Annotated in this window: 11 protein-coding genes and 1 tRNA gene; 6 read left to right on the top strand and 6 right to left on the bottom strand. The window is 63.8% G+C overall.

The features are described 5' to 3' along the window. Nucleotides 1–8: 8 nt before the first annotated feature. The 5 genes from C8J33_RS02645 to C8J33_RS02665 all read left to right on the top strand — a co-directional run bounded on the left by C8J33_RS02645 (nucleotide 9) and on the right by C8J33_RS02665 (nucleotide 4,936). Complete coding sequence (locus C8J33_RS02645) at nucleotides 9–932, top strand: ABC transporter permease (protein WP_092936285.1); 924 nt, start codon at nucleotides 9–11, stop codon at nucleotides 930–932. Then, nucleotides 925–2,541, top strand: a complete 1,617-nt coding sequence (locus C8J33_RS02650; protein WP_132663047.1) for an ABC transporter ATP-binding protein — start codon at nucleotides 925–927, stop codon at nucleotides 2,539–2,541. The genes C8J33_RS02645 and C8J33_RS02650 overlap by 8 nt, the downstream gene beginning before the upstream one ends. Before the next feature lie 39 nt (nucleotides 2,542–2,580). Further along, entirely contained in the window at nucleotides 2,581–3,468 is an 888-nt protein-coding gene (locus C8J33_RS02655) for a dihydrodipicolinate synthase family protein (RefSeq protein ID WP_132663048.1), read from the top strand. Nucleotides 3,469–3,601: 133 nt separating this feature from the next. After that, a tRNA-Lys gene (locus C8J33_RS02660) sits at nucleotides 3,602–3,677 on the top strand. Between the two features lie 323 nt (nucleotides 3,678–4,000). After that, on the top strand, nucleotides 4,001–4,936 hold the full coding sequence (locus C8J33_RS02665) for a dihydrodipicolinate synthase family protein (protein ID WP_132663050.1): 936 nt from the start codon (nucleotides 4,001–4,003) through the stop codon (nucleotides 4,934–4,936). Nucleotides 4,937–5,120: 184 nt separating this feature from the next. Here C8J33_RS02665 and C8J33_RS02670 read toward each other — a convergent pair whose 3' ends face one another. The 4 genes from C8J33_RS02670 to xylF form a co-directional block, all read right to left on the bottom strand. Next, entirely contained in the window at nucleotides 5,121–6,107 is a 987-nt protein-coding gene (locus C8J33_RS02670) for an aldo/keto reductase (protein WP_132663052.1), read from the bottom strand. A 285-nt stretch (nucleotides 6,108–6,392) separates the two neighbouring features. Further along, nucleotides 6,393–7,148 (bottom strand): ATP-binding cassette domain-containing protein, encoded by a 756-nt coding sequence (locus C8J33_RS02675; protein ID WP_132664425.1) that lies wholly within the window; start codon nucleotides 7,146–7,148, stop codon nucleotides 6,393–6,395. A gap of 98 nt (nucleotides 7,149–7,246) precedes the next feature. Then, complete coding sequence (locus C8J33_RS02680) at nucleotides 7,247–8,560, bottom strand: sugar ABC transporter permease (RefSeq protein ID WP_132663053.1); 1,314 nt, start codon at nucleotides 8,558–8,560, stop codon at nucleotides 7,247–7,249. Nucleotides 8,561–8,742: 182 nt separating this feature from the next. Next, nucleotides 8,743–9,783, bottom strand: coding sequence for a D-xylose ABC transporter substrate-binding protein (xylF, locus tag C8J33_RS02685; protein WP_132663055.1), 1,041 nt, complete (start codon nucleotides 9,781–9,783; stop codon nucleotides 8,743–8,745). 208 nt (nucleotides 9,784–9,991) lie between these two features. Between xylF and C8J33_RS02690 the strand changes: the two genes are divergently transcribed. After that, nucleotides 9,992–11,221 (top strand): ROK family transcriptional regulator, encoded by a 1,230-nt coding sequence (locus C8J33_RS02690; protein ID WP_132663056.1) that lies wholly within the window; start codon nucleotides 9,992–9,994, stop codon nucleotides 11,219–11,221. A 3-nt stretch (nucleotides 11,222–11,224) separates the two neighbouring features. Here the strand turns inward: C8J33_RS02690 and C8J33_RS02695 are convergent, their stop codons facing one another. Together C8J33_RS02695 and C8J33_RS02700 are read right to left on the bottom strand one after the other, a co-directional pair. Beyond that, entirely contained in the window at nucleotides 11,225–12,871 is a 1,647-nt protein-coding gene (locus tag C8J33_RS02695) for a Na/Pi cotransporter family protein (protein WP_132663057.1), read from the bottom strand. Nucleotides 12,872–13,047: 176 nt separating this feature from the next. Beyond that, a complete protein-coding gene (locus tag C8J33_RS02700) occupies nucleotides 13,048–13,710 on the bottom strand; it encodes a TetR/AcrR family transcriptional regulator (protein ID WP_132447475.1) in 663 nt (220 codons plus the stop codon). Between the last annotated feature and the right edge of the window lie 37 nt (nucleotides 13,711–13,747).

A 13,747-nucleotide genomic window follows, 5' to 3' on the forward strand; every position in this document is an offset into this window, starting at 1 on the left:
GGCAAACCATGACACTCCAGACGATCGACGCGCCGCTCTCCGAAGAGCCATCCTTTCTCGTGCGCATGGGCCGCATGCTGTGGGCCGACAAGTTCGCGCTCTGTGCCGCCATCTTCCTTTTGATCATCCTGCTCCTCGCGATCATCGGCCCGCACTGGCTGGGCGATCTCGCGACCAAGCAGAACCTGCGCGGCCGCAATGCCGCGCCGTTCGACTGGGAACGTGGCTGGGTCTGGTGGATGGGTGCCGACGCGCTCGGCCGGCCGCTGCTCGCCCGCATCGTGGTCGCGACGCAGAACACGCTGATGGTCGCGGCGGGTGCTGTTGCCATTTCCTCCATCACCGGCACGCTGCTTGGCCTGATCGCCGGCTTCTCCTCGCCGCGCGTCAACCAGATCATCATGCGGCTTGCCGACGTGATCATGTCGTTCCCGTCGCTGCTGATCGCGGTCATCGTGCTCTACGTTCTCGGCGCCTCGATCCTCAACCTGATGCTGGTTCTCGCCATCACCCGCATCCCGGTCTACCTGCGCACCACGCGGGCGGAGGTCTTGGAAATCCGCGAGCGCATGTTCGTTCAGGCAGCAAGGGTCATGGGTGCTTCCAGCAAGCGCATCCTTTTCCGCCACATCCTGCCCGTGGTGCTGCCGACGTTGACGACGCTTGCGACGCTCGATTTCGCCTATGTGATGCTCGCCGAAAGCGCGCTGTCCTTCCTCGGCATCGGCATTCAGCCGCCGGAAATCACCTGGGGCCTGATGATCGCGCAGGGTCGCCAGTATCTTCAGAACGCCTGGTGGCTGTCGTTCTGGCCGGGTCTCGCCATCATCCTCACGACCATGTCGCTGAACCTCCTGTCCAACTGGATGCGGATCGCGCTCGATCCCGTGCAGCGCTGGCGTCTTGAAATGAAGGGTCGCAAAAATGGCTGACCATCTCCTTGAGGTCCGCAACCTCTCCGTGGAATTCCACACCGCCGTCGGCGTGGTGAAGGCGGTTCGCGACATCTCGTACTATCTCGACCGTGGGGAAACACTGGCCATTCTCGGCGAGAGCGGCTCGGGCAAATCCGTCTCGTCCTCGGCCATCATGAACCTCATCGACATGCCGCCGGGGCGGATCAGCGGCGGGCAGATCCTGCTCGACGGCGTCGATCTCCTGACCATGCCGGCGCAGGCGCGGCGCGAGGTCAATGGCCGGCGCATCGCCATGATCTTCCAGGATCCGCTGAGCCACCTCAATCCGGTCTACACCGTGGGTTGGCAGATCCGCGAGGCGCTGACGGCACATGGGACGAATGGTGCCAAGGCACAGGCCGAAGCCCTCCGGCTGATGGGCCGCGTCGGCATTCCCGATCCGGAGCGCTCGCTCGACAAGTATCCGCACGAGTTTTCCGGCGGCCAGCGCCAGCGTGTCATGATCGCCATGGCGCTCGCGCTGCGGCCGGACCTGCTGATCGCCGACGAGCCGACGACCGCGCTCGACGTGACCGTCCAGGCGGAGGTTCTGGCGCTGCTCGAAGAGCTGCAGCAGGAAACCGGCATGGCGATCCTCATCATCACCCACGATCTCGGCGTCGTTGCCGAAGTCGCCGACCGCGTCGTCGTGATGGAGAAGGGCCAGCTGGTCGAAAGCGGTACGGTGCGCGACGTCTATCGCAATCCACAGCATCCCTATACCCGCAAGCTCATTGCTGCCGCCCCCGGCAAGGGCGAGATGCATGCGCCGCTTCCCCGGGTCGAGCCCGTGCTGCAGGTGCGCGATGCCCGCAAGACCTATGGCGCCTTCGACGCGCTGAAAGGTGTCTCGTTCGACCTCATGCCCGGTGAGACGCTGGCGGTGGTGGGCGAAAGCGGATCGGGCAAGTCGACGCTCGCGCGCATTCTCCTGCGCCTTGATGAGCCGACCAGCGGCAGTGCGCTGTGGAAGGGCAGGGACCTTTTCCAGATGGGTGCTGCCGAACTCTACAAGTTGCGGCGCGACCTGCAGATGGTCTTTCAGGACCCGACACAATCGCTGAACCCGCGTATGACCGTCTACCAGCTGGTGTCGGAGGCCTGGGTCATCCATCCGGATATCCTGCCCAAGGCCAAATGGCGCGCCCGCGTGGCGGAGCTGCTCGTGCAGGTCGGACTTGGGCCGGAGCATATGGGGCGTTATCCGCACCAGTTTTCCGGCGGGCAGCGGCAGCGCATCGCGATTGCGCGCGCCTTGGCGCTGGAGCCGAAGCTGATCATCTGCGACGAGGCGGTCTCCGCGCTCGACGTCTCGGTGCAGGCGCAGGTGATCGCGCTGCTCGACAATCTTCGCAAGACCATGGGCATCGCCTTCATCTTCATCGCGCATGACCTGCCCGTGGTGCGCGACTTCGCCGACCATGTGATGGTGATGCAGAACGGCAAGGTGGTGGAGCTGGGCACCGTTCGCGAGGTCTTCGAGACCCCGCGCGAGGCCTATACACAGGCGCTGCTCGCGGCCGGTCTCAATCCCGATCCGGACGTCCAGGCCGCCCATCGCGCGGCGCGCCTCCAGCGGGCCTGAGACCTGCGGCTGCACACATCAAGAATTCAGGAGAACGTCATGTCCAAGAAAGCTTTCGTCGCGCTCGTCACCTGCTTCAACGACGATGAAACGATCAACTACGCCGCCACCCGCGCGCAGGTGCGCCGGCAGGTGGCGGCCGGCAACAACATCATGTGTGCCGGCACGAATGGCGACTTCTCTGCCCTGACCTATGACGAGAAGGTGCAGCTGACGGAAGAGGTCGTGGACGAGGTCGGCGGCAAGGTCGATGTCATCGTCAATGCGGGCATGCCGGCGACCTTCGAGACGCTGAAGCTTGCCCGGGAATTCGACCGCATCGGCGTCACCGGCATAGCGGTCATCACGCCCTTCTTCATCGCCTGCACGCAGGACGGCCTGATCCGGCATTTCTCGACGGTCGCGGACGCTGTGCAGACGCCGGTCTATCTCTACGACATTCCCGCCCGCACGCAGAACCACATCGAGCCGGAAACGGCGCGGGCACTTTCCGTGCATGGCAACATCGCCGGCATCAAGGATTCCGGCGGCGCCAAGGAGACGCTGGAGGCCTATCTCGCGGTGGGTAAGAGCGTCGATGGCTTCGAGGTCTATTCCGGCCCGGACCATCTCGTGCTCTGGTCGCTGCAGAACGGCGCCGCAGGCTGCATCTCCGGCCTCGGCAATGCCATGCCAGACGTGCTCTCCGGCATCCTCAACGCTTTCAACAGCGGTGATATCGCCGAAGCGGAACGTCAGCAGGCGATCTACACAGCTTTCCGCACCGATCTCTACGCGCTCGGCTTCCCGCCGGCGCTGGTCAAGCGCGCGCTCTACCTCACCGACCCCTCGGTCGGCGCCAGCCGCCAGCCGGCCTTGCTGCCCGACCGCGAGCAGGACGAAAAGATCGCCGTCATCCTCAAGCGCTATGGTCTCATGGCGGCCTGATCGGCTTTCAAGATTTCCCGTAGGACATCGCAAAAAGATGCCTGCTGCAACTGGACAAGCCGGGCGAAGGTCTTTATACGCCCGGTCACACCGCAGCGATGCAGTGTCGCACCGCGGATACGCAGTGTGGGATGGGTGATTAGCTCAGTTGGTAGAGCAGCTGACTCTTAATCAGCGGGTCGTAGGTTCGAACCCTACATCACCCACCAAATTTCTTCATGCACATTGCTATGATGTTTGACCGCGCTTCTGGCGCGGTTTTCGTCGTTTCTTGTTTGCCTCTCCCACGCGCATCGTTTTGTCGTTGGGCCGTCATTTTTCGACGCGTGTTGCAGCACTTCGAAGACCGAAGCGCCGATAGCGCAGCTTGCGGACCATCGACGCCTCCACCGTCTTCGCGATGCATCTCCACCCGTCTAAATCTCCTGTATTTATTTTGTCGACAGAGATTGCGCGATTTGCTAAAGCCTTCTCAACAGCGGGCGAGCGATGGGGAACATCGTTCGGTTCGCGCTTCTTTTGGAGAGATGAGATGACCGATTCCGTTTTTGCCGGCTGCATTCCCGCTTTGATGACGCCGTGCCTGCCCGATCGCACGCCGGACTTCGATGCGCTGGTGCGCAAGGGTCGCGAACTGATCGATCTCGGCATGTCGGCCGTCGTCTATTGCGGATCGATGGGCGACTGGCCGCTCCTGACGGACGAGCAGCGGCAGGAAGGTGTGCGTCGTCTGGTGGAGGCCGGCGTTCCCGTCATCGTCGGCACGGGTGCCGTCAGCACGGCCTCTGCTGCCGGTCATGCGGCACACGCCGCGAAGGTGGGTGCGAAGGGCCTGATGGTCATCCCGCGGCTTCTGTCGCGCGGCTCGTCGCTGGCTGCCCAGAAGGATCACTTCTCGGCTGTCCTAAAGGCGGCCGACGGCCTGCCCGCCGTCATCTACAACAGCCCCTATTATGGCTTTGCCACGCGCGCCGATCTCTTCTTCGCGCTGCGCGCCAGCTTTGCGAACCTCGTCGGCTTCAAGGAATTCGGCGGCAAGGCCGACATGACCTATGCGGCCGAGAACATCACCACCGGCGATGACGATCTCATCCTCATGGTCGGCGTCGACACGGGCGTCTATCACGGCTTCGTCAATTGCGGCGCCGGCGGCGCCATCACCGGCATCGGCAATGCGCTTCCGAAGGAAGTGCTGCACCTCGTCGCTCTGTGCGAAAAGGCAGCTGCCGGCGACGCCGAAGCGCGCCGCGATGCGAAGGAGCTGGAAGAAGCGCTGTGGGTGCTTTCCACCTATGACGAAGGCCCGGACCTCGTCCTGCACTACAAGTATCTGATGGTGCTGAACGGCGACGCGGAATACGAACTGCACTTCAACGAGGGCGATGCCCTCAGCGCCTCGCAGCGCCGCCACATCGAGAATCAGTACAAGCTGTTCAAGGCCTGGTACGCTTCGCGCTATCCCGCGTAAAGGCCTCGTCTGACGACATGAAAAAGCCCATGCCGCTAACCTGCGGCATGGGCTTTCGTCGTTTTAGGGCTAGAGCAAATCCAGCAAAAGTGCGAAGCGGTTTTGCGTCCGGATTTGTGTGAAAACAAAGAGATAGAGAGTTTTTGCGATTCGAAGAAGAGCAGAAATTCTCTAGCGTTTCAGCCTACCATTTCTGGTGGACGTGCGGGGCGATCAGGCTCCTGTAGATCTCGCGCGCGGCGGCCATCACGTCGTTCGAAATAGGCGCGAGATCGGCAGCGGCGGCATTGGCGCGGGCCTGTTCCGCATTGCGGGCGCCGGGGATGACGACGGTGACGGCGTCGCTCATCAGGATCCAGCGGAGGGCAAAAGCCGCCATGGTCGCACCTTGAGGTACCAGCTTGCGCACCTCCTCGACCGCCTGCAGGCCGACCTCGAACGGCACGCCTGCGAAGGTCTCGCCGACGTCGAACGCATCGCCGTTGCGGTTGAAATTGCGGTGGTCGTCCGAGGCGAAGGTCGTGTCCGCCGTGATCTTGCCGGACAGGAGGCCGCTGGCGAGCGGCACGCGGGCGATGACGGCGATGTTCCTGCGGCGGGCTTCCTGGAAGAACAGGTGGTCCGGGCGCTGGCGGAAAAGGTTGTAGATGATCTGGATGCTGACGACGCCGGGATATTCGATCGCCTTCAGCGCTTCCTCGACCTTCTCGACCGACACGCCATAGCCGCCGATCTTGCCAGCCGCTTGAAGCGCGTCCAGGCCTTCGAACACTTCGGGACGATAGAGGACCTCGGTCGGCGGGCAATGCAGCTGCACGAGGTCAAGACTATCGACGCCGAGATTGGCAAGGCTGCGGTCGATGAAGCCTTCGAGGTTTGCTTTGGTGTAGCCCTCCGTGACATGCGGGTTCAGCCGGCGGCCGGCTTTTGTGGCCACCATCGGCCGCGTGTCCCCGCGCGTCTTCAGCACATCGGCAATGATCTTTTCCGAGCGGCCGTCGCCGTAGACGTCGGCGGTGTCGATGAAGGTGATGCCGGCATCCAGCGCGGCGTTGAGCGCCGCGCGGCCATCGGCCTCGCTGACGTCGCCCCAGGATCCGCCGATCTGCCAGGCGCCGAAGCCGACATTGGACACGGTGAACGGCAGTCTGCCGAAGGAATGGTTTTTCATGATGATCTCCCTCGACGACTTCCGGAAAACGTGCGCTTTCCGGAAGTCGTCTGTTTCTTGTTTTGTCGCATTGTCCGACGCCGAAGCGATTCCGCTTCGGCTGGAAATGCTGACGTCGAAGTCCCCTGCGGCGACCCGAAATGCGGGCCTCAGAGTGCCTTCCTGTCGAAGGCTATGGCCGAAGGATATGGCCATGGCAAGCAAAGCCATGCTCGCGGTGAAGGTTCCCAAAACAAAGCCGGGCATTGCTGGAATGCCCGGCTCGATGACGCGTGAGGATGGCTGTCAGGCCGTCTGCATGGCGCCGGGACCCGGAATTGCCTTCGGCGGCACCTTGCCGAGGATGATCATGCCGAGCACTTCGTCCTTGGTGACGTCCTCGGTGCGGGCATGCCCGACGACCTGGCCGTTCTTCATGACGGAGACCCGATCGGCAAGATCGAAGACGTCGTGAATATCGTGGCTGATCAGGAAGATGCCAATGCCTTCGCGCTTCAGCTGCCGGATGAGATCGCCGACCTGCGCCGTTTCCTGCGGCCCGAGTGCGGCCGTCGGCTCGTCCATGATGAGGATGCGGGCGTCGAACAGGATCGCACGGGCGATCGCCACGGACTGCCGCTGCCCGCCTGAGAGCGCCTTCACCGGCTCCTTGAAACGGCGGAAGTTGGGATTGAGCCGCCCCATCACTTCGCGGGCCTTGGCCTCCATCGCCACGTCGTCCAGCGTGCCCCACGGGGTGCGCAGTTCGCGCCCGAGATAGAGGTTGGCCGCCGCGTCCACATTATCGGCGACGGCCAGCGTCTGGTAGATCGTTTCGATACCGTATTTCTTGGCGTCGCGCGGATTGGAGATCTCGGCCGGCTGGCCATTGATCAGGATCTCGCCGGCATCGCGCTTGTAGGCGCCCGAGAGGATCTTGATCAGCGTCGATTTGCCGGCACCGTTATGGCCGAGAAGCGCCACCACTTCGCCGGGGTAGAGATCGATCGAGGCGTTGTCGACGGCGTGGATGCCGCCGAACGAGATCGACACGTTCTTCATCTCGACCAGCGGCGTGCCGGATGGGACGGCCGTGGCGCTGCCGCTGGCGGCTGTTGCCGGGATGCCTTGGGGTGTTGTCGGGGTCATGATCGGCCTCCTTACTTGGCGCGCGCGCGATAGACGGTGTCGAGCCAGACGGCGACGACCAGCACGAAGCCGACGACGATGCGCTGGAGCGGGCTGTCGATGCCGAGAAGCACCATACCCGACTGCAGGGACTGCATGACGAAGGCCCCGAGCATGGCGCCGGCGATGGTGCCGACGCCGCCGGCCAGCGACGTCCCGCCGATGACGGCTGCGGCGATCGTATAGAGCTCGTCGAGCTCGCCCTGCGCATTGGTGGCGGCGTTGAGGCGGGCGGTGGAGATGGCGGCGGCGATGGCGCAGAGCATGCCCATCAGCGCGAAGATGCGCACCGTCACCCAGCGGGTCTTGATGCCGGCAAGTTCCGCCGCCTCCTGGTTTCCGCCGATGGCAAAGACATAGCGGCCGAAGCGCAGGCGCGTGGAGATGAAGGTCATCACGATGCCGACGGCAATGGCGATGAGCACGGGAACGGCGATGCCGTGGGAGATCTTCAGCCCGCCCTCGGGCACGGGAATGGCGTTGGCCTCGGCATAGCGAAGGGCGATGTTGACGGGCCAGTAATAGTTGTTGGCAACGAGCACGGCCCCGATGACGACGGCGCAGGAGAGGGTGGCCAGCACATATTCCGCCCAGACCGGCCGGCGCGGAAAGCCGAAGCGCTTGCGCTGCTTGCGGGCGTTGAGAATGGCCCCGACGATGGCGAGGCAGGCGATGAACCCGACGACCCAGCTGGCGGTGGCGCCGATGGAGCCTTCTGTGCCGCCGCCCATGAGGCGGAAGGTGGCATTCATCGGGGCAACCGTCTGCCCTGACGTGACGAACCACGTGGCGCCGCGCCAGACGAGCAGGCCACCGAGCGTGACGATGAAGGAGGGTACGCCGAGAAAGGCGATGATGACGCCGTGGAGCGCGCCGATGAGGCCGCCGACGACGACGCCGCAGGCGAGAGTGACGATCCAGATGAGCGAGCTGTCGAGGCCGAGATATTGCGGCAGGATCTGCGCCTGCATGACGCCCATCACCATTCCGCAGAAGCCGAGCACGGAGCCGACGGAGAGGTCGATGTTGCGCGTGACGATGATCAGCACCATGCCGGTTGCCATGACCGCGACGGACGAGGTCTGCACGGTGAGGTTCCAGAGGTTGCGCGGGGTCAGGAACAGACCGCCCGTCAGCAGGTGAAAGCCGATCCAGATGACCAGCAGCGCGCCGATCATGCCGAGCAGGCGCGTGTCGATCTCGGTGGCGCGAAAGAAGCGCCGGACCGGATTTTCGGTCGTCGCCCGTGCCGGGTTGAATGGTATCGTATTGGTGGTTTCGGCCATAGCCTCGTCGTTCTCCCTCATGAACCGGGCAATGAACCGGGCAGGCGTGCCGTGTTTCCACGACCGTGCGCGATCCTCTGCCTGTGCAGATCCCTCATCCGCTCAGATCGGGGGCGGACGCGGCATGCTCGATGCCCCGTCCGCCCCGTTTCACGTTGGCTTGCCGATCCGTTGCAGGCCGATCAGTTGCAGGCGGCGACCGAGCCGGCCTTCACGCCCTGGCAGGCTTCTTCCTTGCTGATCCACTTGGCGTCGATCACGGCGTTCAGATTGTCCTTGGTGATCGGCATCGGGGACAGGAAGACGGACTTCATGGCCACCTTCTTCGGGCCGCCTTCGAAGGTCTGGACGTCGGTGATAGCGTCCATCTTCTTGCCGTTGGCGAGATCGACCGCGATTTCCGCGGCGCGCTTGCCGAGAACGCGGCTGTCCTTCCAGACGGAAACGGTCTGGGTGCCGAGCGCGACGCGGTTGAGTGCCGCCTTGTCGGCATCCTGGCCGGAGACGGGAACGGAGCCTGCAAGACCCTGCGCGTCCAGCGCTGCGATCGCGCCGCCGGCGGTGCCGTCGTTGGAAGCAACCACGGCATCGACCTTGTTGTCGGCGGCGGTCAGGAACTGCTCCATGTTCTTCTGGGCCAGTTCCGGCTTCCAGCCGTCGGTGTAGGCTTCGCCGACATTCTTGATCTTGCCGGCGTCCATGGCTTCCTTCAGCACTTCGACTTGGCCGGAGAACAGGAAGTCCGCATTCGGATCGGACGAGGAGCCCTTGATGAAGACGTAGTTGCCTTCGGGCTTTGCCTTCAACACTTCGCGGGCCTGCATACGGCCGACTTCCTTGTTGTCGAAGGTGATGTAGAAGGCGGCGGGGTTTTCGATCAGGCGATCGTAGCCGACGACCGGAATGCCTTCGGCGGCGGCCTTCTCGATGGCCGGGCCGATCGCGTCGCTGTCCTGCGCCAGCACGATCAGCGCGTTGGCGCCCTGCGAGATCAGCGACTCCACATCGGTCAGCTGCTTGGCGGCGGACGACTGGGCGTCGGCCGAGATGTACTTGTCGCCGGATGCTTCGAGTGCCGCCTTGATGGCAGCCTCGTCGGTCTTCCAGCGCTCTTCCTGGAAGTTCGACCAGGATACGCCGACGACGAGGTCCTTGGCCTGCACGGCGGAGTGCAGGGATACGATGACGGCAACGCCGGCCATGAGTTTCAGAACGGATTTCATCAAAACCTCCCAAACGCGGCTGACCGTTCGCGCGAACCTCCCGCACGACCCCCGCCCAGCCCGAAAACCTGCCGAACCCTCCTCCTGAGAGTTTTTTCTCGACAGTCGAGAAAATAGATGTCAGAGATTTTCAGGGCTGTCAACACGGTCATTTCTGGGGTTTTTCGACAGGTTTTTTGGATTTCGGGCAGGGAAGGTCAGGCTGCGCATGCTCATCAAGTCCGGCTCTGAACAGATGCGGCAGCAGAACATCCTGCTCGTTCTCTCAGGCCTGCGGCGTCATGGTCCGCAGTCGCATACGGACCTTGGGACGCGCACCGGACTGTCGTCGGCGACCGTCTCCGCCATCACCGTCGAGCTGGAAAAGGCAGGCATTCTCGAGCGGAGCGAGCAGCAGCCGGGGGCAGGGCGCGGCCGGCCCCGTGTGCTATTTTCGCAAGCGCGCAATTGTGGCTATCTGATCACCGCACAGATCTCGTCGGATGCCGTGCAGTATTCGCTGGTCGATTATGCCGGCCGGCTGATCGACCGTTTCGATGAGGCGCGGCGGCACGATGTGCAGAGCACGTCCCGCTTCGCGCCCCAGTTTCGCGAGGCGCTGGCCCGACTCGCCGAGCGTTCGCGGCTTGCGCGCGAGGCGGTTATGGCGATTTCGATCAGCAGCAAGGGCACGGTCGATGCCGACGGGCATCGGCTGCTTTGGTCGCCCTTGCTGGGCGAGCAGGAAATCGACTTCGCCGCTCTGCTCGCGCCCGACTGGCGCGCCGTCGTGACGCTCAGCAACGAGACGCTGCTGGTGGCGCAAGCGCTCGGGATTGCGGCGAAACCTTCCGCAGAGGACCATGCACTGGCGGTCGTGTCGCTCGGTCACAGTATCGGGCTCGGCATCGCCCGCCTGCGGCGACATGACGAGGTGGAGGCGAGCGCGCCCAATTTCGGGCATATGCTCCACGCCCCGGGCGGCGGGCTCTGCCGCTGCGGCGGCCACGGGTGCATTGAGGCCACCGCCGGGTTCTACGGCATCTTGCGCACGGCCTTTCAGGTGCCTGCGGATACGATCCCGGCGAAATTTGTGCCGCTGCCGGAGATGGACAAGATCGCGCAGACGGCGCGCGGCGGAAACCGGATGGCGAGCTACGCTTTCCGACAGGCAGGGCTTGCGCTCGGCAACGGGCTGTCGCGGTTGATGAGCTTTCACGGCCGCCTGCCGATCGTCTTCACCGGACCGGGGACGCGCTATTTCGACCTTCTGGCGCCGGGTATCGACGAGGGGCTTTCCGCCTCGCACGAGGTGCGGCTGAAGGGGCGGCCCGAGATCACGGTACACCCCGACGAGCAGCGGCTCGTCTTCGAAGGGCATCTCGACCGGGCTCTGACGGGGATGGATCAGGCCATCGCCGAAGCCCGGCTCTCGCCCTCCGAGAAGCGCTCTGCCTGATTGTCAGACGCCGAGGGTCTTCAGCCGGCTTTCGCGCAGCAGGCCGCTCGCATCCATGATCGGATGGGCGACGGAGACGATATGGGCGTTGATGCGCTTGAGGTCGCGCAGCATGTCGAGATGCAGCGAGCTTGTCTGCAGGCTGTCGGCATGGCCGTCGCGCAGGCGCTGGAAATGCCGTTCGGCTGATTGCTTCTCGAGATTACGGACCTCGACCTTCACCTCCATCAGCTTGCGGGCAAGGTCCATGTCGCGGGTGACGAAGATCGTCTGGGCGATGCGCAGATTGTCGATCGTCATGTCGAACAGGGTCTGCAACTCCTGAAAGCCGGCGTCGGAGAACTTGAGCCCGAGCGTGATCTTCTTTGTCACCTGATCGAGCAACCCCTTCTCGATGATGTCGCCGACATGTTCGAGGTTGATCGCATAGTCCACGATGACGATGGAGCGTCGGCCGTTCTCGTCGTCCAGTCCCTTCCGGCCGAGCTTCGAGAGGTAGATCTTCACCTCCTGCTGCAGGCTGTCGACGCTGTGCTCCAGGCCTGGGATCTGGCGTAGCGGTGCCATGTCGTTGGTGCGGAAGCTGTCGGAAGCGAGGATCAGCATGCGCTCGATGAGATCGCCGACGCCGAGCACCTCGCGCGTGGCGCTGGTCAGGGCGACGACGGGGGTGGAGAGTTCGTGGTCGTCGAGGAATTTCGGCGCATTCTCCCGCTCGGGCTGGTCCGGCACCATGCGCATCATCAGGATCGACAGGCTGCGGGCGAAGGGCCAGGCCGCGATCGCCAGCAGGATGTTGAAGATGAGATGCGCATCGACCGGCAGCTTTTCCGGCGGCAGGGGTAGGCGGCCAAGCAGATCCGCGCCGATGCCGGCCAGTGGCAGGGCGATGAGACAGCCGCAGGTGCGCACGATCAGGTTGCCGAGCGTCACCCGCCGCGCCGCCGGTGGCCCGTTGAGGGTGGCGACGAACGGTGGGATGGCGCCGCCGAGATTGGCGCCGAGCACCAGCACGACGATGAGGCCGGGGGAGAGAATGCCGGTCGAAGCCAGCGACAGGATCAGGACGACGATCGCAAGGCTCGATGACGATACGAAGGCGAGCACCGCGCTGAAGATGAGCGCGACCAGCCAGGCTCCGTCGAGAAGCCCGATGAAGGCGGCGAGCGCCGGCGACGCGCGCATAGGCTCCGTCGCAAGACCGAGGAGATGCAGCGAGAGCAGCATGAGGCCGATGCCGATCAGCGCCGTTCCGCCGCCCTGCCGTCCGCTATGTTTGCCGCGATAAAGAACGGTGCCTGAGAGAATCAGTAACGGCGAAAGCCATTCGATGCCGGTCGAGACGATCCAGGCGGTAACGGCGGTGCCGATATTGGCGCCGAGAAGCACGATCTGCGCCAGCCGCTGCTTGACCATGCGGCGCTCCACGAAGGACGACACCATGAGCGCCGTGGCCGTGGAACTCTGAAGGGCCACGGTTGCCACGAAGCCGGAGAGAAAAGCCCGCCAGCCGCGCTTCGTGCCCGTCGCAAGACCCGTGCGCAGCCGGGCGCCGAAGGCGCGCGATACCCCGTCCTTGACCAGCGACAGGCCGAAGAGCAGGAGCGCGATGGCGCCGAACAGGTTGATCATGACGATGGTGGATTGCATCGATCTTTATCCCGGCATGTCCGGCAGGTGGGGCTTCGCCCGCAGACATCAGGGAGCATAGGATGCGCAATGAGGCGGGGCAACGATACTGCTGAAAGTAGCGTGTGGTGCTCGTCTTGCACGGTGTCGCTGCGACGCCGGTCGTCGCTCTCTCCCCACAAAGCGACGAATGTGCTTCAGGGAGCCTGAACGGCCCCGTTCGGCATCAGCGAGGGACGCACGAGCGACAGCAGATGGTCGATGCGGCCCTCCCGCTCGCGATCCGTCATCGGCTGCGGCCGGCGGATGAGGGCGGTCACCAGCGATTCGCCGATGATGGCGCCGACGAGCAGGCTTGCGAGTTCCGACGGACGCTCCGCCTTCAGTCGGCCGGTCGCGTTGAGGCGGGAGAGGATGCCGGTCAGCTTTTCCTTGCAGTAGCGCAGGCCGTTGTCGTGAAAGGCGGCTGCAAGTTCCGGCGCGTGCGCGCTTTCGGAAATGACCAGCCGGGTGATGTTGACTTGCCGATCGGAGAGGACGAAGGCCGAGAGCCGGGAGAGGATATCGGCGATCACGACATCGGCCGGCTGATTCTCTTCCGGCATATCCAGCTTGATGTCGTCATGCATGACCCGGTCGATCAAGGCGACGAACAGGTTTTCCTTGGTTCCGAAACTCCGATACACCGTCTTCTTCGACATGCCGCAGGCCTTGACCACATCGTCCATATGCGTCGAGCGGTATCCTTGCGAGACGAAACATTGCTCCGCGGCAGCGAGAATCTGGTCCCGGCGCTCGTCTTCGCTCAGAGCGGCAGGACGGCCGGGTTTTTTCTTGATACTATATCCGCATATGCTCATGAGGGCCCTCTTGACTTTCGGAAACCGATGAGTTTTC

It is taken from the genome of Rhizobium sp. PP-CC-3G-465, assembly GCF_004343445.1.
GTDB classification, from domain to species: Bacteria; Pseudomonadota; Alphaproteobacteria; order Rhizobiales; family Rhizobiaceae; genus Ferranicluibacter; species Ferranicluibacter rubi.